At 34.8% G+C, this 25,670-nt stretch carries 22 protein-coding genes and 2 pseudogenes; 7 read left to right on the top strand and 17 right to left on the bottom strand.

What is annotated here, in order from left to right; all coding sequences use genetic code 11:
- Positions 1-368 precede the first annotated feature (368 nt).
- The gene (locus tag FM121_RS00385; protein WP_086950180.1) at positions 369-1,214 is read left to right on the top strand and encodes a PhzF family phenazine biosynthesis protein; all 846 of its coding nucleotides are present in this window, start codon (positions 369-371) and stop codon (positions 1,212-1,214) included.
- A 43-nt stretch (positions 1,215-1,257) separates the two neighbouring features.
- Here the strand turns inward: FM121_RS00385 and FM121_RS00390 are convergent, their stop codons facing one another.
- Together FM121_RS00390 and FM121_RS00395 are read right to left on the bottom strand one after the other, a co-directional pair.
- Positions 1,258-1,608 (bottom strand): hypothetical protein, encoded by a 351-nt coding sequence (locus FM121_RS00390; RefSeq protein ID WP_086950181.1) that lies wholly within the window; start codon positions 1,606-1,608, stop codon positions 1,258-1,260.
- A 43-nt stretch (positions 1,609-1,651) separates the two neighbouring features.
- Positions 1,652-2,017, bottom strand: coding sequence for a hypothetical protein (locus FM121_RS00395; RefSeq protein ID WP_086950182.1), 366 nt, complete (start codon positions 2,015-2,017; stop codon positions 1,652-1,654).
- Positions 2,018-2,171: 154 nt separating this feature from the next.
- Here FM121_RS00395 and FM121_RS00400 point away from each other — a divergent pair, with 154 nt between their 5' ends.
- From FM121_RS00400 to FM121_RS00410, 3 genes are read left to right on the top strand one after another with little or no spacing between them, the layout of a single operon-like run.
- Complete coding sequence (locus FM121_RS00400; protein WP_086950183.1) at positions 2,172-3,038, top strand: SPFH domain-containing protein; 867 nt, start codon at positions 2,172-2,174, stop codon at positions 3,036-3,038.
- Positions 3,038-3,601 (top strand): helix-turn-helix domain-containing protein, encoded by a 564-nt coding sequence (locus tag FM121_RS00405; protein WP_086950184.1) that lies wholly within the window; start codon positions 3,038-3,040, stop codon positions 3,599-3,601. The genes FM121_RS00400 and FM121_RS00405 overlap by 1 nt, the downstream gene beginning before the upstream one ends.
- Before the next feature lie 52 nt (positions 3,602-3,653).
- Positions 3,654-4,820: a CynX/NimT family MFS transporter gene (locus FM121_RS00410; protein WP_086950185.1), complete on the top strand. Its 1,167-nt coding sequence runs from the start codon at positions 3,654-3,656 to the stop codon at positions 4,818-4,820.
- A 308-nt stretch (positions 4,821-5,128) separates the two neighbouring features.
- Here FM121_RS00410 and FM121_RS14735 read toward each other — a convergent pair.
- From FM121_RS14735 to FM121_RS00420, 3 genes and pseudogenes are all read right to left on the bottom strand, one after another.
- Positions 5,129-5,227: pseudogene (locus FM121_RS14735) on the bottom strand (DUF3788 family protein); the annotation flags it as partial.
- Between the two features lie 19 nt (positions 5,228-5,246).
- Positions 5,247-6,860 carry a protein O-GlcNAcase gene (locus FM121_RS00415; protein ID WP_086950186.1) on the bottom strand — a complete coding sequence of 538 codons (1,614 nt, stop codon included), beginning with the start codon at positions 6,858-6,860 and terminating at the stop codon, positions 5,247-5,249.
- Positions 6,861-6,873: 13 nt separating this feature from the next.
- Complete coding sequence (locus tag FM121_RS00420) at positions 6,874-7,944, bottom strand: GntR family transcriptional regulator (RefSeq protein ID WP_086950187.1); 1,071 nt, start codon at positions 7,942-7,944, stop codon at positions 6,874-6,876.
- A 156-nt stretch (positions 7,945-8,100) separates the two neighbouring features.
- On the opposite strand from FM121_RS00420, the gene FM121_RS00425 reads away from it, so the two are divergent.
- Both FM121_RS00425 and FM121_RS00430 read left to right on the top strand, forming a co-directional pair.
- Positions 8,101-9,399: a glycoside hydrolase family 125 protein gene (locus tag FM121_RS00425; protein WP_086950188.1), complete on the top strand. Its 1,299-nt coding sequence runs from the start codon at positions 8,101-8,103 to the stop codon at positions 9,397-9,399.
- Positions 9,400-9,413: 14 nt separating this feature from the next.
- Positions 9,414-12,116: an alpha-mannosidase gene (locus FM121_RS00430; protein ID WP_086950189.1), complete on the top strand. Its 2,703-nt coding sequence runs from the start codon at positions 9,414-9,416 to the stop codon at positions 12,114-12,116.
- A 181-nt stretch (positions 12,117-12,297) separates the two neighbouring features.
- Here the strand turns inward: FM121_RS00430 and FM121_RS00435 are convergent, their stop codons facing one another.
- Positions 12,298-12,594, bottom strand: coding sequence for a hypothetical protein (locus FM121_RS00435; protein WP_086950190.1), 297 nt, complete (start codon positions 12,592-12,594; stop codon positions 12,298-12,300).
- 125 nt (positions 12,595-12,719) lie between these two features.
- Complete coding sequence (locus FM121_RS00440; RefSeq protein WP_086950191.1) at positions 12,720-15,707, bottom strand: type I restriction endonuclease subunit R; 2,988 nt, start codon at positions 15,705-15,707, stop codon at positions 12,720-12,722.
- Between the two features lie 212 nt (positions 15,708-15,919).
- Here FM121_RS00440 and FM121_RS00445 point away from each other — a divergent pair.
- Positions 15,920-16,456 (top strand): annotated as a pseudogene (locus tag FM121_RS00445) (restriction endonuclease subunit S); the annotation flags it as partial.
- Here FM121_RS00445 and FM121_RS00450 read toward each other — a convergent pair.
- From FM121_RS00450 to FM121_RS00500, 10 genes are all read right to left on the bottom strand, one after another.
- Positions 16,446-17,363, bottom strand: coding sequence for a site-specific integrase (locus tag FM121_RS00450; protein ID WP_086950193.1), 918 nt, complete (start codon positions 17,361-17,363; stop codon positions 16,446-16,448). The pseudogene FM121_RS00445 and the gene FM121_RS00450 overlap by 11 nt on opposite strands.
- A 59-nt stretch (positions 17,364-17,422) precedes the next feature.
- Positions 17,423-18,451, bottom strand: a complete 1,029-nt coding sequence (locus tag FM121_RS00455) for a hypothetical protein (RefSeq protein WP_086950194.1) — start codon at positions 18,449-18,451, stop codon at positions 17,423-17,425.
- Positions 18,452-18,489: 38 nt separating this feature from the next.
- Entirely contained in the window at positions 18,490-19,719 is a 1,230-nt protein-coding gene (locus tag FM121_RS00460) for a restriction endonuclease subunit S (RefSeq protein ID WP_086950195.1), read from the bottom strand.
- Position 19,720: 1 nt separating this feature from the next.
- Positions 19,721-21,343 carry a type I restriction-modification system subunit M gene (locus tag FM121_RS00465; RefSeq protein ID WP_086950196.1) on the bottom strand — a complete coding sequence of 541 codons (1,623 nt, stop codon included), beginning with the start codon at positions 21,341-21,343 and terminating at the stop codon, positions 19,721-19,723.
- A gap of 168 nt (positions 21,344-21,511) precedes the next feature.
- Entirely contained in the window at positions 21,512-22,027 is a 516-nt protein-coding gene (locus tag FM121_RS00475) for a YjbQ family protein (RefSeq protein WP_086950198.1), read from the bottom strand.
- Entirely contained in the window at positions 22,024-22,719 is a 696-nt protein-coding gene (locus FM121_RS00480; protein ID WP_086950199.1) for a triose-phosphate isomerase, read from the bottom strand. The genes FM121_RS00475 and FM121_RS00480 overlap by 4 nt, the downstream gene beginning before the upstream one ends.
- Complete coding sequence (locus tag FM121_RS00485) at positions 22,719-23,558, bottom strand: class II fructose-bisphosphate aldolase (RefSeq protein WP_086950200.1); 840 nt, start codon at positions 23,556-23,558, stop codon at positions 22,719-22,721. Before FM121_RS00485 ends, FM121_RS00480 begins: the two co-directional genes overlap by 1 nt.
- A 12-nt stretch (positions 23,559-23,570) precedes the next feature.
- Positions 23,571-23,855 (bottom strand): PTS sugar transporter subunit IIB, encoded by a 285-nt coding sequence (locus FM121_RS00490; protein WP_086950201.1) that lies wholly within the window; start codon positions 23,853-23,855, stop codon positions 23,571-23,573.
- A gap of 1 nt (position 23,856) precedes the next feature.
- Positions 23,857-25,197 (bottom strand): PTS galactitol transporter subunit IIC, encoded by a 1,341-nt coding sequence (locus FM121_RS00495; protein ID WP_086950202.1) that lies wholly within the window; start codon positions 25,195-25,197, stop codon positions 23,857-23,859.
- A gap of 15 nt (positions 25,198-25,212) precedes the next feature.
- Positions 25,213-25,668 carry a PTS sugar transporter subunit IIA gene (locus tag FM121_RS00500; RefSeq protein WP_086950203.1) on the bottom strand — a complete coding sequence of 152 codons (456 nt, stop codon included), beginning with the start codon at positions 25,666-25,668 and terminating at the stop codon, positions 25,213-25,215.
- Between the last annotated feature and the right edge of the window lie 2 nt (positions 25,669-25,670).

Raw genomic sequence — 25,670 nt, forward strand, 5'->3', positions numbered from 1 at the left:
AGTGATGAAAAAGGCGTTTAGCTCCAAGCAACTGGAGTGAATACTAAACAATCCATGCTTTTCGGATTGATTAGTATTTGCGAAGTTGCCGTAGGAGCTGTCTTTTGAATCCAGACTACATTAGAGTGAATAAAAAATCGTTTTGCTCTGAGTAACTGGAGGAAACCAGAAACAATCCATGCTTTTCGGATTGATTCTGGTTTTTGAAGTTACCGAAAGAGCAGATTTTTTATTCCAGACTACACAGCGTGATGAAAAAATCGTTTTGCTCCAAGCAACTGAAGGATGACTTTTAATCGAAGTCATCCTCTTTATTTTTATTCAAACTATGCTACAATGCCATTATGATTAAAGAAAGGATGTTTTCCATGACATTATCTGTTTATGTCGCAAGTGCCTTCAGTAAAAACAACCAAGGTGGTAATAAGGCCGGTGTAGTGTTAAACCAAGATAACTTAACCACCACTCAAAAAATGGCAATTGCTAAACAACTTGGTTATGCTGAAACAGCTTTTATCACAGAATCTAGCCAAGCTGATTTTAAAATAGAATATTTTACGCCAAAAGAGGAAGTTGATTTATGTGGACATGCCACAATTGGTTCATTTGCGATTCTGATGCACCTTAATCAACTAACCAAAAATAACTACACTATCGAAACCAAAAGCGGTGTTCTTTCAATTACTATTAAAAATGATGAAATTTTTATGGAACAAAACAAGCCTAGTTTTTACGAAAAAATTGAGCCACAAGATTTTGATGCTTGTTTTGATTTAGAAGCAATCAATAATGATTACCCTATTCAAATTGTTTCGACTGGGCTAAAAGATATTTTAATTCCGATTAAAAGTAATAACGCTCTCCATGAATTAGCTCCTGATTTTGACCAAATCAAAAAAATTAGTGAAACCTATGATGTAGTTGGCACTCATCTCTTTATGCTGGAAGACGACCGGATTATCTGTCGTAATTTTGCCCCACTTTATGATATCGACGAAGAATCTGCAACTGGGACTTCTAATGCGGCATTGGCTTCTTATTTGTATGAGTATGATTTTTTACGCCATGACAATTACGTCTTTGAACAAGGCTATGCTCTGGATTCTCCTTCTGAAATTTTGGTTCGAATTGAGGCAAATACGGAACATCAAGTGGAGAAAGTTTTTGTTGGTGGACGTGGATATTTTAGTGAGATTAGAGAGTTGGAGATATAACCAAAAAAGCCTGTGATAACTTTAATCACAGGCCTTTTTTGCTTTAATTAAAAAAATTTGAGATTGTTACCACATCTAAATCTAGTTCCATGTTAAGATTTAACATTTGACTGTTAAAATTCAAGCTATCATCTGCAATCCGAATTGTTTTACCTAAACCTTGACACACGCCCATTTCAAAATAGCTAGACTGATCCAATTCTCCCATTAAATAAATCACATCGGCTTTTTCTAAATAATTTTTAAGTTCTTTAATATCTTTGAAATCACCAGTTCTTTTCACTTCAACTTCATCATCAAGAAAATAACCATAAGCACCTTCTGTGAGATAATCTAGATTTAAAAGAATTGGCTGATTTAATTCTGGATTTGGTTCGATAAAATATAGTTTCATTTTCACACCCACTTATCACTTGTTAATTTAAGTGTACACTATCTCACTCTAATTTAAAATCAACTTCCCCCACTGCCCGTTTACCCGCTACTGCAAACGTGTATTCACCCGCTTTATCTGCTTTAAAATCAAACTCATCTTTTTCTTTTTTGTACTCTTTACTAAAAACTTCTTCTTTATCTTTTTTTGATGTTACTTTAATCATTATTTTTCCTCGAGTGTTATTGACTTTGCAACGAACAACATCCCCTTTTTCCAAGGTTAAATCCCTGGAATCCGACATATTTAAAACTTCATATGATAATTTAAAATAGTCTTCTCCACCTTGACTACTACCAACAAACTTACTCATATAGACACAACCAGTTAAAGTAAATAACAACACTAAACATAAGACAAATTTTTTCATTTCTATTCTCCTTTCTTACCCTAAGTCTTTTTCTTTATTATAACACTTCTCTCTTTTTATATTCACTATACATAAAATTGTCTATTTACTTCTTCCTCCTACCCTTTTCCTCCATCTTGTATTATACTAAGCTTCATAAAGGACGTGATTAAAAATGAAGGAAAAAAAACCATTTCATATTAACGGGTATCTTGGTTTATTAATTTTATTAGCAATGATTCTTGCTGGTGGGTATTTATTTTATCTAACAGTCATCAATGAAACAATTAGCACCGCTATTTTTGGCTCTATCATTTGGATTATCTCAGGCTTATTTATTAGCTCTCTAACGATTGTTAGCCCTAATGAAGCCAAAGCGATTCTCTTTTTCGGTAAATACTTAGGTACCATTAAAGAAAATGGTTTATTCATCACAACACCATTAACACAAAAAATTTCTCTTTCTTTAAGAGTGCGCAACTTTAATACTGCTTTGTTGAAAGTAAATGATTCAGATGGAAACCCGATTGAGATTTCTGCCGTTGTGGTGTTTAAAGTGGTTGATTCATCTAAAGCTTTATTTGCAGTAGATAACTACCGTGATTTTGTGGCCATTCAAAGTGAAACTGCTTTAAGACATATCGCCTCTCAATACCCATATGACACCTTTGAAGATCAAGATATTACGTTACGTGGAAATACTTCAGAAGTTTCTGAAAAATTAAAAATAGAACTAGAAGAACGTTTGGAAATTGCTGGAGTGGAAGTCATTGAAACACGCTTAAATCACTTAGCTTATGCCACTGAAATTGCGAGTGCCATGCTGCAACGTCAACAAGCTAGAGCGATTCTTTCTGCCCGTCAAACCATTGTTGAAGGGGCTGTTTCTATGACACAAATGGCTTTAGAACAAATCGAAAATGGACAAGACATTCAATTTACAGATGATCGTCGGGTTCAATTAATCAACAACTTACTCGTTTCAATTATTACAGATAAAGGCACACAACCTGTGATTAATACAGGAGACGTGAAAGATTGATGAAAGAAGATTCGACGATGCCTTCCATTGATCAGGTGGGCAAACAGATTCGCAAACTAAGAAAAGAACAACAATTAACGATTGAGCAACTCGCTCAACAGTCAGAAGTTAGCGGTATTACCATTAGTAATATTGAAAATGGTCGCTCTAACCCAACTTTAAATATTCTTTGGAAGTTAACCGAAGCTCTAAATATTCCCTTAACAACTATTTTAGGCTACTCCAATGAAACAAATACAATCTCTAAATCATCTAATGCTTACTTCGTCAATGATTTAGAGAAAGGTTGGGTTGTTCAACCTTTGTTTCAAGAAGACAATGTAGATATTTTCAGAGTCTGCATAAAAGCTCACTCTGCTAAGAAACAAGAATATCAATCCAAAGATTCAACTGAAATCATTACTGTTATGAATGGTAAACTGACATTAATCGTTGGCAAAAAAACCTATTACCTAGAGACTTTCGATAGTATTAACTTTGATGCTGATTGTTCTCATGAATATATCAATGATACTGACGAAGATCTTTTTATCAATGTAGTTGTAAAATATAAAAACATATAATATAATATGGTTTGTCCATATTATATTATATGTTTTTTTAGAAAGGATTTTTATGAAAAAGAAAATTGATTATATATTATTATTAGGAATTATTTTGGTGGCAACTAATTTAAGGGCACCCATTACCTCAGTTGGCCCTTTATCTGGTCTAATTTCAAAGGAACTATCTCTATCAGGAGCGCAAGCTGGACTTATTACAACGATTCCCTTACTATCCTTTGCTTTGATTTCTCCTTTGGCACCAAAATTTGCGAAACGATTCGGAATGGAGAGGACGATTTTTGCTTCTTTAATTTTATTAATTATTGGAATGAGTATTCGTTATGTTCCCTCAATCCCAACTTTATTTTTAGGAACCATGGTACTAGGATGCGCCATTGCGGTGTCTAACGTCTTACTTCCTGGACTGGTTAAAAAGGAATTTTATCAACAAGGTGGACTGGTCACCGGTCTTTACTCTGTCAGTATGAGTTTAAGTGGGGCAATTGCTTCTGGCGTTAGTATTCCTTTGGTGAACAATTTTGGTTTAAGTTGGAACCAAGCTTTAAGTTTATGGGCACTTTTAGCTTGCGTGGCTTTTCTAGGTTGGTTACCACAAGTGAAGAAAAAACAAGTGATCGCTACGACCCAACACACTGAAACGGAAGTAAATCTTTGGAAATCTCCTCTTGCTTGGTCAGTTACACTATTTATGGGGATTCAATCCTTAATTTTTTACGTTTTAGTGGCATGGCTACCCACCATGTTAATCAGTCAAGGCATGCCTACTGGAAAAGCAGGCGGCATGCTTTCATTATTACAAGTAACACTCCTTCCCGTGTCCTTTATTATGCCAATGGTGATTGAAAAAAGAGACAATCAACGCTCACTTGCGGTTTTATCTTTTGTGTTATTCTTTTTAGGAATTGGCGGCTTAATGTTTACTCAAACTCTGATTATCGGTGCCTCTGTTATTGGTATCGGCATCGCTGGTGGGGTTGCCTTTAGTCTTTCCATGATGTTCTTTAATCTTAGAACATCAAGTGCTGGTGAAGCGTCCGAATTATCTGGCATGGCTCAATCTGTGGGTTACTTGTTAGCCGCAACAGGTCCTTTCCTCTTTGGACTACTTCATGACACGACAAATAATTGGCACGTTCCTTTGTACTTGTTACTTGGATTTACAGTCGTTTTATTATTTGTAGGTTTGAAAGCAGGGAAAAGAGAAGTTGTGAAATAAGGTGGGAAAAAAGTCGTTTTGCCTCCAGTTGCCGTGGGAGCAGACTTTTTATCCCCCGTCTATGTAAATTATACACTTTTCATCAACCCATGATATAATTAAATCAATAAAAGAAAAGGATGTGACCACTATGACTTTACTATTAATTTTAATTGCTGTAGTCGGTTTTGGCCTTTACCTATGGAACGCTTCAAATATTGATCAAATACTTTCATTTTGGGTTGATAAGGATAAAGATAAAAAAGAATAAATAAAAAGATGGGACTGTGACATAAGTGCGTCACAGTCCCTTTACAAACTAAACGGTGTCACAAAAGTAGCTTCTTCGGAAATAGGCCGAAAATCACAAAAATTTGAAAAGCAATTTTCGTGATTTCCTTCTTATTTCTTGAAGCTGAACACTTCTGTTACAACCTCTCTTTTATTTTATCCCAAATACCCCATCACCAAATCTGTTCCAATTCGGTAATTTGATTGTTGGCACACTTCTTTTAATTCTTCTACTTTCACCTTATCAGAGGCCAATACAGCTTGCCATAACTCAAAGTCTAGTTTTGCTCGTTCAAACCAAGGAGCACCTTCCTTAATCATTGGATGATTCTCTAATTCCAATAATTTCTCAATTGCGACATTTAACTCAATCAACCACTCAGATAGTTTATTTTTATCTTTCATCTCAAGAGCTTGTTCCATCTCAAAACTGCACACATTAAGGGTATGTCGGTTATGGTTATGCTTCAAGAAAACTTGTACAGCTTCTAAATATTCTTCATCAAATGACTGCTTCAAACTTTCTAACCAGACTGTTGCTTGATTGAAAGAGCTGACTTGCCATAAGTAACGAGCAGAGTGATTGATCGTGATTTTAGACCATTCCCACTGTGCCATTGGATTTAAAACAATTCCTCTAACGTGATATTTTTCGTCTGCTAAAAACTTAGAACGATTAGAATAAGGACTTAAAAATAGGCGCTCATCATCTTTTTCAAAATCATTCACTGGCACATTGTCCCAAATAATGATTTCACGTTGATAAACTGCTGCCATTTTTTGAATATCCTCATGACTAATTCTAGCAGCTAATGTACTTGGACCTGTCCAGAATAATGGGATATGTGGTTTTAGATTGGCATTCAGTATTTCCAAATACTCTGCATCATGATGATTGTCATATTCTGTTGGACAAGCCACCAACTGATAGTTAGCCAGTTCCCCACGTAAGAATTCATCCACTTGATTCACAATATAGGCATGAGCTTTGGCACTTGTTCCAAATTTTATTTTCGCTTGTCCTTTTAAAATGTAATCGATATCATCTAGAAGCAACCCGAAATGATTAATTCCTAAGTCAATCATCTGACGTAATTTAGTAAATAAGACTTCTAGTTCTGACTGTTTCAAGTAATCAATATCGTTTCCTGGGCTAATCATGTACCAAAAATCGATTTTTTTCTCTTCTGCTGTTTTAAGTAAATTTTTAAATTCATTCAAATAATTTTCTGGATATAATTCACGCCATAATTTACGTTGATACTCATCATCTTTTGGGGCATACATGTATGTATTCATTTGATTTTCAGCTAGTAATTGGATACAATCTTGACGATTCTCCCACGTCCAAGGCACTCCGTAAAAACCTTCAATAATTCCACGCATTTCAAATGACGGAGTGTGAGTGATTTGACCATGTTTCACTAAAATACCCTTTTCTTTTTTTACCAGCATCTCAACTAGAGCTTTTTGAGCGTAATCAAAGCCACGTCTTGTTTTTGTAGCAATGGTAATCACTTTATCTGAACCAATTTTCAAACTAAAGCTATCATGAGTTAATTCTCGATCATAAACATGTTTCAAGGTGAAATCGAAGGCTGTGTCAACGTCATTATTTTGCCATGTCACATAGTCACTAAATAATTCCTCATCAATCACGGCTTGATAGGTTTCAAATCGGAAAAAATAGCCTTCAAAACGAATCACTATTTTTTCCTTTTCTACATAAGAATACTCTCTATCTATCATTACTTCATCATAATACAACATCCAAAAACATCCCCTATCTTATTTTTCCACTTTCTCGCTCAATTAATTTAACTGGTAGTATGTGTTCTGAAAAATCTTTCGTTGGAAAATTAATTTGTTTCACCAGTAAATCCCCCGCAACTTTGCCCATTTTGTAAAAGTTTTGAGCAATCGTTGTCAGTGGTGGGTCCATTAAACTAGCCGCTTGAATATTATCAAAGCCAATAATCCCCACATCTTCTGGCACTTTTAAATTATGCTGTTTTAAGTAAGTCATTAAACGAATGGCAATCACATCGTTTTCAACCACTAACCCCACACTGTTTTTAGCCGTTTGTTTTGCTTTGACTTTTTCTAAAATATCACCAAAAAAGTCTTCTAATTCTTTGCCCCCATCATTAACTAAATGTAAGGGTTCTTGTTGGTGTTTGTACATCGTTGATAAATAACCTAAGTAACGATCACGAACAGAAGACACATCTGCCAAACGATTGGCACTGATGAAGAAGATATCTTCAATGTCTTGTTCGATGAAATACTCCGCTGAAATCTTACCACCAGAATGATTGTCTGCTACCACTGAATCGTACTCAATCTTTTCAATAGATTTATCTAAAATCACTACAGGAATTCCTTGAACTTGGCATTTATAAAGGAAATCCAAACTGACTTGCGTGTTAATCGGATAATAAATAATTCCTGCATAATCCTGTTTCAATGTGTAGTCATTTCCTGAATTTAACCATTCATGAGGTTGCATTTGCAGCCTAAAATCAGTATCTTTAAAACTTTCTAAAATACCTTCTGCATAATTACCAAAGCCTTCATTTTGGGCAAATGGCATAATAAATAGAACCGTGTCATTTTGGTTAGTCGTTGGGACAAATTCACGTTTTTTAACAAAACTGCCCTTCCCACGCACTCGGTAAATTAGTCCTTCTGTCTCTAATTCAACTAAAGCTCGTTTTGACGTAATCCGACTGACCTCGTACATCTCAGATAATTCTAATTCTGTCGGCAGTTGGGCATCTTCTACTAATTCACCTGTGAAAATTTGTTTTTTTAAGTCTTGGTATATCTTTTTATATAAAGGTTGATTTTTCATTTTTCATCCATCCAGTTCTCTTCTTTTCTCATGATATATCATATCATATAATTTTTTCATAAAAAACATTAATTTATTACTAGACATCTATAATGATATATCATATAATTCGAATTGTAAATATTTGATATATCATTTAATTGGAGGAAATTAATTATGGCATATACAGAAGTTCCAGCATCAGTTCAAGAATTTATGAATAAAATGAGCGCACTTTGCGAGAAAGATCACCCAAGATGGGCTGAAAACTTTAAAGCAGGATTCGCTAACACATTACTAACAACGGTTCGTCGCTATGATGACGGCACAACTTTCTTATTAACTGGTGACATTCCAGCCATGTGGTTAAGAGATTCAACGGCTCAATTCCGCCCTTACTTAGTGATTGCTAAAGAAGACGAAGATATCCGCTCAATGATTAGTGGTTTGGTCAAGCGTCAATTTAGATATATCAACATGGATCCCTATGCCAACGCTTTCAATGAAGAAGCTAACGGAAAAGGACACCAAACAGATGATACAGAAATGACACCATGGACATGGGAAAGAAAATATGAGATTGACTCACTATGCTACCCAGTTCAACTGTCTTACCTTCTATATAAACAAACAGGTGACACAAGTCAGTTTAACGAAGACTTCCACGAAGGCGTGAAGAAAATTTTACACCTTTGGAAAGTGGAACAAAATCATGACAACTCACCTTATAACTTTGAGCGTGAAACTTGGCGTAAGGAAGATACATTAACTCACAGTGGAAAAGGAACACCTGTTGCTGAAACTGGTATGACATGGTCAGGATTTAGACCAAGTGATGACGCCTGTATCTATGGTTACTTAGTCCCTTCTAACATGTTTGCGACAGTTGTTTTAGGTTACATTGCTGAGTTATATTCAACACTCTTTGATGATGCTGATATCGTGACTCAAGCGAAAGAATTAAAAGCCCAAATCGAAACTGGCATTAAAAAATTCGCTGTTGTTCCTAATAAAGCAAGTGAAGATGTTTTTGCTTACGAAGTGGACGGACTTGGTGGTTACTCAATCATGGACGATTCAAACGTCCCAAGTTTAATGGCAGCCCCTTACTTAGGTTACTGTGACAAAGAAGACCCAACTTACTTAGCCACAAGAAAAACATTATTAAGTAAAGAAAATCCATATTTCTATGAAGGAAAATTCGCTAAAGGAATCGGTAGCTCACATACACCTGAAAACTATGTTTGGCCAATTGCCCTTTCAATTGAAGGGTTAACAACAAATGACAAGTCTGAAAAAGAACGTATTTTAAACTTACTTGTTGATTGTGACGGTGGAACAAACTTAATGCACGAAGGCTTTGACGTGAACGATCCAAATCAATTTACACGTGACTGGTTCTCATGGGCTAACATGATGTTCTGTGAACTTGTTATGGATTTCTACGATATTCGCATTGATGCACACTACAACTAAGGAGCGTAACTAATATGTCAAAGAAAAAAGTTTATATTATCTCTCATAGTCATTGGGACCGTGAATGGTACATGCCTTATGAGCAACATCACATGAGATTAATCCGTTTAATGGATGAATTATTAGAATTATTCAAAACTGATCCAAATTTTAACAGCTTCCACCTTGATGGACAAACGATTATTTTAGATGACTATTTACAAGTTCGTCCTGAAAAACGTGAAGAAGTTCAGACAGCGATTGATAATGGAAAATTAAAAATCGGTCCTTTCTACATTTTACAAGATGATTTCTTGATCAGTAGTGAAGCCAACGCTCGTAATACCTTAATTGGTTTAGAAGAATCACGTAAATGGGGAAATCCTACGATGTTAGGTTACTTCCCAGATACGTTTGGTAACATGGGACAAACCCCACAAATGATGGAAGAAGCTGGCATTAAAGCAGCTGCCTTTGGTCGTGGTGTGAAACCAACAGGCTTTAACAATGCCGTTATTAACGATGAAAAATATGCCTCACAATTCTCTGAAATGTGGTGGGAAGGTCCAGACAAATCAAACGTCTTTGCCCTTCTTTTCGCTAACTGGTACAGTAACGGAAATGAAATCCCAACTGAAAAAGACGAAGCGATCGCCTTTTGGGAACAAAAATTACCAGACGCTGAACAATACGCTTCAACCGATCACTTACTAATGATGAACGGTGTGGATCACCAACCTGTTCAAAGTGATGTTACAACGGCGATTAAATTAGCTAACGAATTATATCCTGATTATGAATTCATCCATAGTAACTTTGATGATTATTTAGAAGCTGTGATGAACGACTTACCAGAAAACTTAAGTACCGTTGAAGGAGAATTAACGTCTCAAGAAACTGACGGTTGGTATACATTAGCGAATACCTCTTCTGCCCGTATTTACTTAAAACAAAAAAATACAACGGTTGAACGTCAATTAGAAAATATCACTGAGCCTTTAGCGACAATGGCTTACGAAGTCACAGGAACATACCCTCATGACGAATTGCGTTATGCATGGAAAACTTTAATGCAAAACCACCCTCATGACAGTATTTGTGGCTGTAGTGTGGATGAAGTACACCAAGAGATGATGACTCGTTACCAAAAATCAGAAGAAGTTGGTAAATTCCTAGCAGACGAAGCGTTAGCTGCCCTAACAGGTACCATTGATACCTCTAACTTCTCTGAAGCAACGAAACCTTTTGTCATTTTCAACACATCAGGTCACTCTAAAAATCAAGTGATCGAAACAACCATCGAATGGAAACGTCATACATTCGCTGAAGGTGTGCCACTTGAATTGTTCCACAAGTTAGAAAAAGAAGCAAAAGAACTGATAGACTTCCACGTGGTTGATGAAAATGGACAAGCCGTTCCTGCTGAAATCATCAAAACAGATGTGGCTTTTGATTATGACTTACCAACAGATCGCTTCCGTATTCCATACATGGCGATTTACGTAACAATTCGCTTAAACTTAACAGCAATGCCTGGTATGTCATGGACAACTTTTGCCCTTGCTGAAGGAAAACAAACTTTAGAAAGCACAACTTTAGTTGATGAAGCGTCAATGATTTTAAAAAACGAGTTTGTTAAAGCAGAAGTTTTAGAAAATGGGTTAATCAACTTTACAGATAAATTAAGAAACCACACCTATCCAAGTGGCTTGATTTATGAAAACGTTGGTGACGTTGGGAATGAATATATCTTCAAACAACCTTGGGAAGATAAAGCACTTTATGCTCATGACTACCCAACAACAAGAGAAGTTATCACAAACAGTCCTTTTGTTGCTGAAATCTTAATCACTCAAACGATGATGATTCCAGAAGCAGCCGAAGAATTACTTGATTTAGAGATGCGTGCCGTTTACGAAATGCGTGAAAGAAAAGCAAACCGTAACGATAAATTAGTGCCATTTGAAATCAAAACAATCGTTCGACTAGAAAAAGACAGCCGTCAAGTCACATTCAAGACTGCTTTCAACAACCAAATGAAAGATCACCGCTTGCGTGTGCTCTTCCCTTCTGGACTAGAAACAACCACTCACTTTGCTGAAAGTATCTTTGAAGTCGTTGAAAGACCAAACAAAGTCAATGAAGCAACTTGGGAGAACCCAACAAACCCACAACATCAACAAGCATTCGTGAATGTTCATGATGAAAAAGTGGGAATGACAGTAGCTAACTTTGGTTTAAATGAATATGAATTATTATCAGAAAACAGTACCATTGCCTTAACAATCTTGAGAGCCGTTGGGGAGCTTGGTGACTGGGGCTACTTCCCAACACCAGAAGCACAATGTTTAGGTGAACAATCGGTGGAATTTGCAATTGGCTTCCACGGAACAGATGATATGTATCAATCATTCATCGAAGCCAAACAATTCCAAGTACCAATGATCGTTGCTAAAGCAGATCATCACACAGGAAGTTTAGCTGCAACTCATCAATTCTTAAATATTGATAGTAACCAATACGCCTTAACAGCGATTAAACGTAAAGAACACGGCGAAGACATCATCACTCGTGGCTTTAACCTATCAAACACTGAAAGCTGTGACGTGACTTCTTCGATTGATCAATATACTGCTCACGAAGCAAATATGATTGAAGAAATTAAAGAAGATACGGAGTTTGAGACGGTGATTAAGCCGGCTAAGATTCAGACGTTGAGATGGACTAAAAAAGGGTAAAAAGGTGTTTAGCTTTAAGCAATTGGAAGGAATTGCAAACAATTCGTGCTTTTCGGATTGATTGCTATTCCTGAAATTGTCGCAGAAGCTGCCTTTTGAACCTGGATTACAATAAAAAAGGTAAAAAGTCGTTTAGCTTTAAGTTATTAATGAATTATATGCAAAAAGACTGACGAAAATGTCAGTCTTTTTTGATTGCTATGATTTTCTTGAATCGTGCTGGTGATGTTTCAAAGATTTCATCTTTATAGGTTATAACAACTTTGCTGCCTTGTTTAACCTCAGTTTCAGAGAATGGATAGTCCTCTTTATTTATAATGTAATGTCCATTTTTGTCATCTTCAATGATTAATGAATCTTTTGAAATTTCAATTATTTTTCCCTTGATTTCATTTTTATTTTTTGATTGATTGGTGTAGCCAATGCTGAGGATTGTGATTACTATAATTATTAGCGATATAGCTATTTTCTTTTTCATTGGTATCTTCCTTTTTATTGTGGCTTTTACTGGTTAGAGAAACCTTTTTAAAAAGATACGTTGAAAGGTGTTGATGTTGTTTTTAATAGATAAAAAGAGTCACCACAAAGGTAACTCTTCTATTTCTACATTCCTTCAAAAAAGTTCATGAGTGAATCTTCAAACTCAGAAGCACCAAAGAATCCAATATTTTCTTCGTCTTCAATTTTATGAACCACATCTGCAAGGTTAGGATTATCTATCAGAGAATGTCCTGGTAAATAAACGGCGTAAGCTTCCATGATTCGATTACTGTTAACATCTTGGTCTGCCGCCCAACGTCGAATTTTTAATTCTTGTTGCTCTGTTCGATATTTTTTTCTAGTCGTTACAAGTGACTCTGTTGTAAAGTGTTGCGTGATTCGACCTTCTTCAATATCAGTTACAATCGCATTTATCTCTTGACGACTGTCTTCATCCATCGGAATAATATGCTCTTCGATGGCTACTTTATTCACCTCTGTCGTCTCATCAATAAAGTTATTCATCAATTCAACTAATTTATCGTAGTCGATAATCTCTTCTGAATACTTCTCTAAAGCCACTCGTATTTCTGTAATATCGGGTCTTTTTTCAGGTGGTAGTAATTCCACAACATCATTCATTCTCGCTTGTAGTGCGCCTAATGTTTCAGAATCTTTAATATCCAAAGTAATCTTATGACCAGTTTCTTGACCTAAAACATCTAATTCATTGATTTCTGAACCTAATTCGTATCCTTGTCTAAGTAAGCGTTGAATCTTATCTTGGGTTCTAGCCGCAAGTTTAGCAAATTCTTCTTGTTCGGTTTCTGAACGTGGGATTTGACTAAAAATATCTCCAGAAAGTTCTTTTAGTCGTTCAATCGCTGGTTCTAATTCTTTAATCTGATCACTTTGAGGTGCTGCAAAAATCCCATCATCTTCTAAGTCTTTTTCTTTCAGTTGCTTACTTTCCTTTTCAGCTTCAGTTAACGTATCATTGCCACCTTTTGTATAAATACGTAAGGCATTTTCAACGTATTCTTGCATATCATCACCCTTGCGATAAAAACGAACCTTTCCGTAAGGCTTACTATTTCGATCAAGGGTTCGATTAGTACGAGACATTGCTTGAATTAACATACCTTCTTTTAGCATCTTATCCATGTAAATCATATTAATATACTTAGAATCAAAACCTGTTAGAAGTTGATCTGAGACAATCACTAAATCTAATCGGTCTTCTTCCTTGCCTTGATTATAAGGTTTCTTTCGTGCTAATCGTTTCGTTATATCTGTAATAAAAGCACGTTCAGGTTCTTTAGCATTCAAGATACTTGGTGTTTGATACATCTCAGTATATGTCAATATTGCCTTTTTTAAGCTTTCATTTTGCTCTTTAGTTCCTCGGTCATTGGTTTCATCTCGAGAAAATGTCATGGTAACTTTTAAATCTGGCGCCATTTCTTTGAAAAGATTATAGTACGCCACCACCGCTTGTTTTCCAGACACAGCTAACATGGCTTGAAAAACATTTTTCTCACGAATACCACCAATCACTTCTCCACCAGAATTCTTTTCCCAATTCTCTATAATATCCTCTACTACTTGGGTTCTATAAAGCATACTACCATAAACTTCTTTTTCATAATCTTTATCTGAAAATTCTTCTACTTTATTTGTTACTGTGTAGCTTGGACGGTAATATGTCACATCAAAACCAAGAACATTCCCGTCTCCAATCGCGTCTTTGATGGTATAACTGTGTAGACGTTTACCAAAAATATCATGAGTTGAAATATCACGAGTTGTTGTTACTTCGTTTAAAGTGTCACTATAAAAATTAGGTGTTCCAGTGAAACCAAACCACGTTGTTTTACTAAATGCTTCTTTAATTAGTTCGACAGACTCACCACTTGCTGAACGATGAGCCTCATCCATAATAATGACGTTCCACTCATCATTTTTCAAACCATTTTTAACAGCTTTAGTTAACCCCTGAACTGAAATCAATAGGATTTGTGACGCACCCTTATGTTTTAGTTCTTTTTTAAGCTCTCTACCATTCACTTTTTTGATACGATTTTTAAAATGAGTATAGGCAAAATCTTTAAAATTTTCCATGGTCTGATCGATTAAATCAACCCGGTCGACAATGAATAAAACATTCTTTATTCTTGGGGCAGCCGCTAAAAGTTGTGCAACTTTAAAAGAAGTTACCGTCTTACCTGACCCTGTTGTATGCCAGATATAACCTCCCTCTTTTTGAATCATACCACTTTGTTCCATATCTTTCATGCGTTGTAAGATTGCCCGTGTTGCCTGTATTTGATAACTGCGCATCACCATCAAATTATCATTAGAAGCATCAGGAATCATATTAACGGTCACTAAACGATGAAGAGCAGGGATTCCCATTACTTGATGAGAAAATTCAAAAGCATCTGTCACATCTTGTCCACGATCATCACGCCAACCAAAGACAAAAGTTTTATTGTAGTGTTCAAAAGCATTAGGTCTCGCTAAATAATAAGCCGAATGTTGGCTTAGAATAAATTGAACCTGAACAAAAGAGAATAACCCTGTATACATCCCATCACCATGATAGCCTTTTAATTGCTCAAACGCCGTCCACTGATTTTGCAAGTGTTCATCTTTTAATTCAATGTGAGCAACTGGCAAACCGTTTATTAGTAACATCACATCAATAATCCGCTTAGTTGTTAGTGCTTTAGGTAATTCCGTAAAATTAATTTGATTCACTATCTCATACCTAGAACGACCGCCAGCCACGTCATCTTCATAGAAAATTTCAACTTCTAAGTTCGAACCATCATCACGAGTAATTGGAATCGAGCCAACTCCTCCAGCACCCACTAATAATAATTGGGCATCATAAGGGGTACGGATTCTTTGTAATTCTTGCATAATTAAGCCAAATTCAATATCTGATAATTTATCGCCATTTAATTTATGAGCATTCGTTTGATTTAAAACATCTCTCCAATGTTCCTCTAAAACCTTTGTACTAACACCAGACAAATCCTTTCGATATGTCCAACCTTCACTTTCAAGCTTTTTTATTAACGCTTGTTCGAACTTTGCTTCTGCCACTCCCCTACACTCCTCTTGACCTTTTCTTTTTCATTATCTGTTATCTATTTTCAAAGTTTATTAATATTCTGTTTTCATTATACGATAAATTTAAAAATTTATGCTACCTTTGTCATGAAATATGAAAATTTGTCGTATATTATTTTTGCTAGTTTAATAATTTTGATAAAAATAGGCTAGTTTTTAGATGAATTAGGTTATAAAAAACTGTTTTGATAGAATATTACGCTTGGGAACAGCGTAAGTTAGGGGAAGTTGCGGATGTAATTGGTGGTGGAACTCCTAGTACTAGCGTTAGCGAGTATTGGGATGGAGAAATAGATTGGTATGCGCCTGCTGAAATAGGTAACGATATTTTTGTTAACAGCAGTAAAAGAAAAATAACTAAATTAGGTCTTGGAAAAAGTTCTGCAAAAGTTTTGCCAATCGGAACTGTTCTTTTTACTTCTCGCGCAGGTATTGGAAACACTGCTATACTCTCTAAAGACGGTGCAACAAACCAAGGATTTCAATCAATTATTCCAAAAGTAAATCAACTTGAATCGTATTTTATTTATTCAAGAACAAGCGAATTGAAAAAATATGGTGAAATAACAGGTGCAGGCTCAACTTTTGTCGAGGTATCAGGTAAACAGATGGCAAAAATGCCAATTGTTATTCCTAAAATCAATGAACAAACTAAAATCGGTAACTTCTTCAAACGACTCGACGAAACTATTACTCTTCAAGAGCGTTTGCTTAAATGCTTGATAAATACCTCATTATTTTGTCATTATCTTGGTTTTCCAACTCTTGAATAATGTGTAAATAAATTTGCTGAGTGGTACTCATATTGGCATGACCTAATCTTCTGGCAACACTTGCGATTGATACACCAGCAAATAACAACAAAGACGCATGAGTATGTCTTAACCCATGGATTGAAATCACTGGTATATCAACTTTTTGACAGTGTCTTTTCAAGCGATTGTTGACTGTTGAATTAAAAATACGTCCTTTGACAAAGATTAGTTGGTCTTCTGGAAAATTCTCTAACAATTGAGCAAACTGCATGTTCGTTTTCCAATCAAGTTGAACCACCCTTTTCGAAGAAAAATTTTTAGTCTCTTGGAAGCCACCGCTGTGATTTTTGTAATTCCATGTTTTTGTGACTGATATAGTCTGGTACGCAAAGTTAAAATCTTCTTTTGTTAGGGCTAAAGCTTCTGAAAAACGTAAGCCAGTTTTTGCAATTAGCAAGATTAACCAGTCAAAATTTATTTCATCCTCTAATTTCAAACCATTCAACAACTTTTGTAAATCGAACTGACTAATAAATTTGGTTTTCTTTCTAGTTGGTGGTCGCCCTTTTATTACAACCTTCCTTGTTGGATCAACTAAAATTAACCTTTCATCTACAGCATCAATGATTGCTCCTTTTAATTGATGGTGGAAATCCGTTGTCGTTTGTTTTTCATGTGTCAACGCATAGGTATTTAAAATTTGTTGGTACTTCCTTCTGTCAATTTCAGAGACTTTAATATCTGGAGCAATTTTTTTCAAATGATTAAGTGACATTTTATATTTGGCAAGAGTAACATCACGAACTGCACCAACCTTATACAATTGAATCCACTCACTAAAGTATTCATGAAACAAAATATCTTTATTTTTCATGATAAAAGCACCTCCGTTACATTCATTTTACGTGAATTCAACGAGAAGTGCTTTTAGTACTACCCTTTACTTTTATATTTTCTATTCATGTTCTTTCTGTCAGCTTTAAAACATTCTGAATCTATAACCTTCTCATATTTTCCTTTATTAACATATAAAATATCTAAAAGATTATTTTTTAAACTAATGTAATCATGTAAATCACTTAAAATTATTTTTTCCTCAGCAACAAAAGAACTTGGAACAGATAAAACTAACGACTTAACCAAAGTTTTATTATTTTTTTTGCCTTTAGGATTAATATAGCAAAGTTCAAAATAACTCTCTACAATCCCAATTGCTGCACTCATTTCAGAGTTATCACCTGAATGACCGGTACCTAACATAGGCATCACTATAGGATCAGGAAACACGTCTCCTTCATAAATTTTATTCCATAGTTTACATAAGTGACTTAATGTTTCACTATTTCCATGAAATTCATGTCGTCCAATTTCTTTAGTTGAATTAGCAATTAAAAATGCTGTCTTCTTTGAATTACTATATTCTGGATAAACAATTTGAGAGATTTCTCCATAATCACACTTATGATTGTTAACTCTCCTTTTTAAACCAATTTCCACAATCTCATCAAATCGATCTGCCATCTCATCAGTTAAATTTTCTTTCTTTGTTTGAAAGAACTTTTCATATATTCCATAATAAACTGAATCTATTTTAGCATGTTTAGTTTTTATTGTTGTACTCATTCCACTAACAGCGGTACCTTCTGGAAATTTATCTAAAACATCAAAATAATCTCCTACAACAACGGTAACTTCATAGCCATGTTTCCATTCAAATGTTTTATTTAATAGATTAATATTTTTTAGGATTACTATAATTAATCCAATAAATATAGAAATTACGACTAACCAAACACTATCTTTTCGTACAAAAGGGGACTTACCACCACCAAAATCGATAATTTCTTTTATTGTTAAACCAATACCAATCAAACTCATTGTTACCCCAAACCAATTAATTAAGTTCTTTTTAAGAGGAGTTTGTCTAAACAACCTCCAAGATAATTTTATTTTACTTCCCATTTTTTTACCCCTATATTTTCATTTTGACACAAAAAAATCTAAATAAATAATTTTTGCAGAAAACCTTTTTTCATTTCTTTCATTTTTTCTAACTGTTGCTCTTGAAGAGTAATAGTTTCATCGAGTTGTTTGAAGAAGTTACCGATTTTGGTTTGTTCTTCAGTCTTAGGAAATATTAAGTTAACTGATTTTAAATCAGAATTATTTAAATGAACTACAGATTTTCCTTGAGCTCTTTTACTCAATTCTTTTTGTTGGGTACCATTAGAGATTGTTAATGCTAAAAATAATGGATTAATTAAATCAGTAACTTTGATAATATTTAAATCTCCACCAAGTATAATTCCCGCAGTATCAACTACCGATGCTCTTGAAATATCTTCTGAACTTTCTCCAGAAGAAGGGACAATAACCTCATTCCCCTTACTAATAACCGATTTTTCTTTCAATTCTACATAGGTTTTCACTTTGGATATACTTGATTGATAATTAGTGTATAAACTTCCATATAAAATTATAGGTGTACCAGAATCAATTAAGTCGCTTTTGGTATAACCATTTCCTTTAGAGAATCTAGCTAACTCCCCCAACTTACGCTGTTCCCAATCGCCAGTAAATCCTTCAAATCTAAGCTCTGGAAATTTTTCATTTTTTTTCGGAAACATTTTCTGTAAATAACCTTTTTTCTGTTCTTTTAACAAATTTAACTTACGCTCTTGAAGAGTAATAGTTTCGTCTAGTTGTTTGAAAAAGTTACCGATTTTGATTTGTTCTTCATCTGTTTTAGGAACCATAGCTGAATAATTAGAAATTTGACTCAATGAAATATGTTTAATTGCATTTCCAACTGACAGTGTTTGCATTTTTATTAGGAATGTTCTATTTATCGTCAATTGAAATATAAAGTCTAAACATGATGATTGTATTCGCCCAACTCGTTGTGCAAGTAAAGCATCTTCATTACTATATAAAGCCGTTTTTCCTAAATTAACACCATCCATAGTTACTAAAATATTTTTTCCACTTAAATTAAATTTTTCAATAATATTTTTGTCTCTAGGAGTAATTTTGTCAGTTTCAGTATTTTTAGATCTTGAACTATCTGAAATATCTTTGTTAGTAATAACCAGATACTTTCCATTTTTATCAAATTCTGTACTACTAAATGCCTTTCCAGTAGTTACTATTCCTAACTCCCCCAACTTACGCTGTTCCCAATCTTCCGTATACCCTTCAAACCGTATATCAGGGATTAATTGATCTTTCATTTTATTCAATCCCTTTCTCGTTTTGCCAGATTTTAGTCATTTTCTCTCTTGTTATTTCTAATTCTGTTTGGGATTCTGGGGTTGTTCCGACTAATTCTTGGAACATCGTCATTAGTTTTTGCGTACTATTATTTAACTGTTCTTCCACTTCGATTAACTGATCTGCTACGGATTCCATATCGACTGGTTCTTCTTCTTCAAACGTATCCACATAACGTGGAATATTCAAATTATAGTCATTTTCTTTAATTTCATCCAAACTTGCCACATAAGAATATTTTTCTATTGTTTCTCTATTAATGACTGTCTCAACAATTTTATCCACATCTTCTGGTCTTAAATGATTTTGACTTTTTTGCTTGCCAAATTCTTTACTAGCATCAATGAATAAAATATCTGAGTCCATACGATTTTTTTGAAGAATCAATACACAGACAGGAATTCCTGTGTTTAAGAATAATTTATCTGGAAAGCCAATCACCGCTTCAATCTGGTGTTTATCAATCAATGCTTTACGAATTCTACCTTCTGCCGCTCCTCTAAATAAAACGCCGTGAGGTAATACAATCGCCATACGTCCACTATCTTCTAAGTGATACAAGCAATGTAAAAGGAAGGCATAATCACCTTTTGTTTTTGGTGCCACACCATATTCTCGCCAACGAGGATCATCTTCTCGGTCCTTATTGTTCCAATCAGCAGAGTATGGTGGATTTGCCATAACAGCATCAAACATCCTAGGGTTGTCTTTTCCATCTACTACTCCATCTGGCCAATCACTCTCTAGGGTATCAGCGTGATTAATATTAATATCGTTGTACTCCACACCGTGCATCATTAAGTTCATACGTGCTAATCGGTAAGGCGTTGCATCACTTTCTTGTCCGAAATATTTGATCATCCCACGTTTATGAGAATTTTTCATGTAACTCGCTGTTGTTAATAATAACGAACCCGAACCAACTGTTGGATCATAAATTGAGAAGCTTTCTTTTTCTTCATGTCCATGAGTTAAAATTCTTGCCATGACATTTGAGATTTCTTTTGGCGTATAGTATTGCCCCATATCAGAAGCTAAAACTGTCGCAAATTGAGCCACTAAATATTCATAAATATCTGAAACTGTATCACCATCTCCAGATAAATCAAATTCAGGGGTTGATAATAATTCAATCATTGAAATCATCACTCCTGAACGAGATTGAGCATTAGAGCCTAAATCAGCACTATCAAAACGCATCCCGTCAAAAATACCTTCAAAATCAGCTTTTGCCTCAAAGGCTACTTGTTGATTAAATCGACCAAATGTATCACTCATTAAACCAATATTAAAACGATCACTATTAATTGCTGCTTGCCAATCACTAAAAAAGTCTCCCGGTTGAATGGCATAACCAAGATTTTGTTTCATATAATCCATGGCTTTTTTATTGTCTTGATTGTAAACATTCTCCCATGTTTCTCCACGCAAAACTTTATCTAACCATGTTGTTGCTTTTTCTGATAAGTATTTATAAAATAAAATTCCGAAAATATAATCTTTATAAGCTGTTAACCCAATCTTTCCACGAGTTTTATTCAGCATGTTCCACATTTTTGTTTGTTGCTCACTTGATAGTGCCATCTATATAATCCTTCTTTCCATACATTTGTATTATCTTAATCTCAGTTTTTTGTTGACCATCTACCATCTTACTATATTCTTGAATATTTGGATAGAATTCCTGGAAAATAAGCGGAATAACGCAAAAAAAGACAAAATCATTACCGATTTTGTCTCCTCTATTTCCTCTTATTCTCCCATTACTAAAACATGGCATTTTCTATCTCGAACTCTATTTTGATCAAAATCTACAAAATAGATATAGCCTACTGTTCCAATTTGAGGTGTACTGTCTTTAATAATAAAGTTTTCACTTGCACCAAATAGCGACGCTCTAATGTGCGCATCTCCATTTAAAATAGTTCCTGGATCGCTTGGATAATTTGGATCGTTCAGTCCCATTAAAAAATCTAAATGTTCTGGACCAGGATAACGATAATTCGTATTTTCACTCAATTCTCTTGGAATGATTCTGTCCAAGATATTATTTAAATCTACTTGAAGATACTCATCCCCATTAAAATCCTTATCGTGAACAAATTCCTCAAAAATCACGGAACATGTTGTGTGAGGTGATTGTACTAAACAAGTACCTGTTGTCACCCCTGATTTTTTCACTATAGCACGAATCTGTTCTGTAATATTATGATAGGTCACTCGACTACCATTTGATGTAAGTGTTAACGTATCTGTGTATGTTTTCATTCAGTTTGTTCCTCCCTAAACCTAACTAGCTCTTTTAACATCTCTTCTAGCATCTCAACAGGATTATCAGCAGCAATAATACCACTTGTACCTCCCGTTGCATCCGCTCCTGACATTAATGCTTTTCTGACGTCTTCTGGTGAGCTGATTCCTGCTGCTTGTAAAACAAGTATGTCTGGGTTAACAGAATTCACACTTTCATTGGTATTTCGCATATATTCAATGTCACTAGATTGTCCTGTTCCAATTAATTCTGTTGGTTCACAAATCATAATATCTGGATTAAGTGACGCAATCGCTTTAGCTTCAGCAATGGAATCTGCACAAACAATCGTTAATAGATCTAATTCATCGGCTCGCTTCATTACTTGAACTAACTCAGATACTTGAACTGGATGTTCTGCATGATTCAGAAATGTCGCTGCAACCCCATTTTCAACAAGTCCTTCAGGTAAAATATAACCCATTCCTCGACCTGGCACTAAGCTATCCATATGTTGAACGGTTATTATTAAATGTTTTGTTTGTTGACTAATTCGATAAGCGTCAGCATGTTGAACTGTAAATAAGATATCCACATCGTATTTTTCAGAAAGAGCATCCGCCTGTAAGGCTAATTCTAAGGATTTCTCTCCATATAAATAGGCTTTAGGATTGACCACAAAAAAGGGTGTTCTTAATTCTCTTTTCATTAATTTGTCACCTCTTCAGTATGAAAAACATCAAAATAATGGACTAATGTTTCTTTCATTCCTTGATTAACTAATGCTTTTAGTTGAATATAATCTTCTGGTTTTCCTGATTCAATCTGTTTCATTCCAGAAGTTAAGAAGTCTGTAAAAATATTGATTTTACAAATTCCGCTTACAGCACATTTTTCTAAGTTTTCATCTCCAGATGATGAACCTCCATGTAATACGAGAGGGACTGATACAGATGATCTAATTTCCTCTAATCGTTCAAAATTGATTTTAGGAACCCCTTTATAAAAGCCATGAGCAGTCCCTATAGAAACCGCTAATGAATCTACACTTGTTTCTTCAACAAAACGAATGGCATCAGCGACTTCTGTATAAATACTATCCGTTTCCTCTGGTGTTTCGTAATTAACACCAGAACCAACATGCCCAATTTCAGCTTCAACGACAACATTTCTAGCATGTGCATACTCAACTATTCGTTTGGTTTTTCGGATATTTTCCTCAATACTATCTTTTGAAGCGTCAATCATAACAGATGAAAAACCTAATTCAATCGCTTTTTTTATAACTTCTTCAGTTTCTCCGTGATCTAAATGTAAAACGACAGGAGTTGTACTTTTTTGTGCTAAGTATTTTCCGATTAACGCTGCTTCCTCTAAGGAAATCAAATCCATATGAGACTCAGCAAAAGCTAAAATAATTGGTTTACGACATTTTTCTGCTGTTTCAACATACGTTCTTGCTGAATCAAGATCAATAAAATTAGTTGCTGGAATGGCAAAACTATTTTTTTGTGCTAATTGAAACAGTTCTTTTGAACTAACTAACATAATAATCTCCTCTTAATTTCTTATTTTTTCTTCAATTTCCTCAAACATAGCATCCATACCGATACCTGTTAATAACGGAATTCCCATAATCACTTTATCTTTTATATTATCTGGTACAACCGTTGTACTCACAATAATGTCGTAATCGTCGATTTTATTCATTTCATCAGCAATTTTAGACTGATATAAATGAACCTCTTGCTCCAATCCTTTATCTTTTAACCATTGTTTTACTTTACTTGTTACAATCGTTGAAGTAGCCACTCCTGTACCACACATAATTAGTAATTTTTTCATTTTAAATCATCTCGCCTTTCTTTTTAGGTAGTATTTTATTAACATAAATTAATCCGACTAATACAACAGCCCCGATAATAGCTAATCCACCCCAACTTAATAACTTAGTTAAGCCAACATACATCCACGTTGTCCATAAACCACCTTCTGCTAAGGCTGTAATCATTGAATTACCTTGTAAATCGAAGTTTGCTGCTTTGGCTGATGCCGTTACTAATGGCGCCACCCAAGATGTTACATAAAGAATAGTTACCATATAAATAGAACCACCAATAACTGTTCGAATAATATTTCCGCCAAAAACGGCTGCCATTAAACAAACAAGAAACGGAATAGTTGCTAAATCTCCAAATGGTAAAGTTGTATTACCAGGTAAAATAACTGCTAGTAAAATAGTAATTGGTACTAATAATAGTGATGATGATAAAACTGCTGGATGTCCTACTGATAATGCGGCATCCATCCCAATATATAACTCTCTTCCAGGGAATTTTTTTTGGACAAATTGATTGGCAGATTCTGAAATTGGAGTTAACCCTTCCATTAGTAGAGCAACCATTTTAGGCATTAAAACCATTACTGCTGCAGTTTTGACAGCCAATTGACCTGTACCCGCTACATCGTAACCAGCTAAAATTCCCATTACTAAACCAATCATGAAGCCCATTACAGTTGAGTCTCCAAAAACGCCAAACTTTTTCTGAATTGTTTCTGGGTCTGCTTTCCAATTTTTTAGTCCTGGTGTTCTATCAAATAACCAATTTAGTGGGATTGCAAAGATAAAACCTGGTGCTGCTGTTCCATGTGGAAAAGTGATATTAGGAAATCCATAAAATTTCTTAATGACTGGACCTAAAATATCACCCATTAACAAGATCATCATTAGGTAAACAACCGTTGCAAAAATTCCCATCGCAAAGTTATTTGTTAGCGCATACACTAAAGAAGAAATAAATGCTGCGTGCCAAATATTCCAAATATCAACATTTAATGTTTTCGTTAAACCTAAAATAATTAGTAAAATATTTAAACCAACGCCGATTGGAATCGCTAAACTACCTAAAACAGTTCCGTAAGAAATAGCTGCTGCTGCTGGCCAACCAATATCAATGGTTGTCAGATTCAAACCAAATCGCTCAACCATTTGCTGAGCTGCAGGTCCTAAGCTTCCACCAAGTAAATCAATCACTAAATTCAATCCAACAAATCCCACACCTACCATTAAAGCAGATGTAAAAGCTTTTCCTGGTTTTGTTCCTAAAACTAATCCAAAAACAAATATTAAAATTGGTAATACCACAATAGAACCTAAATCAACAAACCATTGTAGTGCATCTAACATGATTTTCTCCCCTTTTTAATCCAAATTTTGTGTACTAATTAAATCAATAAATTCTTGTTCTGTTTTTACTTCAAAAAGTGCTGTTATCACTTCTTTATTTTGAAACATCTCAACTAATTGCTGCAGCATGTTTAATTGTTCATGGGCTTCTTTTAAAGCGAGCATAAAAATCAAATTAACTTTTACTTCCTTATCTAAAGTGCCCATCTCATTAAACACCACTGGATTTTCTAATGACATGAACCCTAGTTGTGATTTATTAACATATTCACTATCAGTATGAGGAATAGCAATACCAATACCATTTACAGAAAGACCCGTAGGATAAACTTCTTCTCTTTTTAAGACATTCTCTAAAAAGTTTTGTTTTACACTATTTTTTTCTCTCATGAGGTTTCCAATTTCAGTTAATGCCTCTTCTTTTGTTGTTGCTTTTGAATTTAAAATAATAATTTTATCATCAAAGTACATAG

Origin of the sequence: Vagococcus fluvialis bH819, assembly GCF_900163795.1 — a bacterium.
Classification (GTDB): Bacteria; Bacillota; Bacilli; order Lactobacillales; family Vagococcaceae; genus Vagococcus; species Vagococcus fluvialis_A.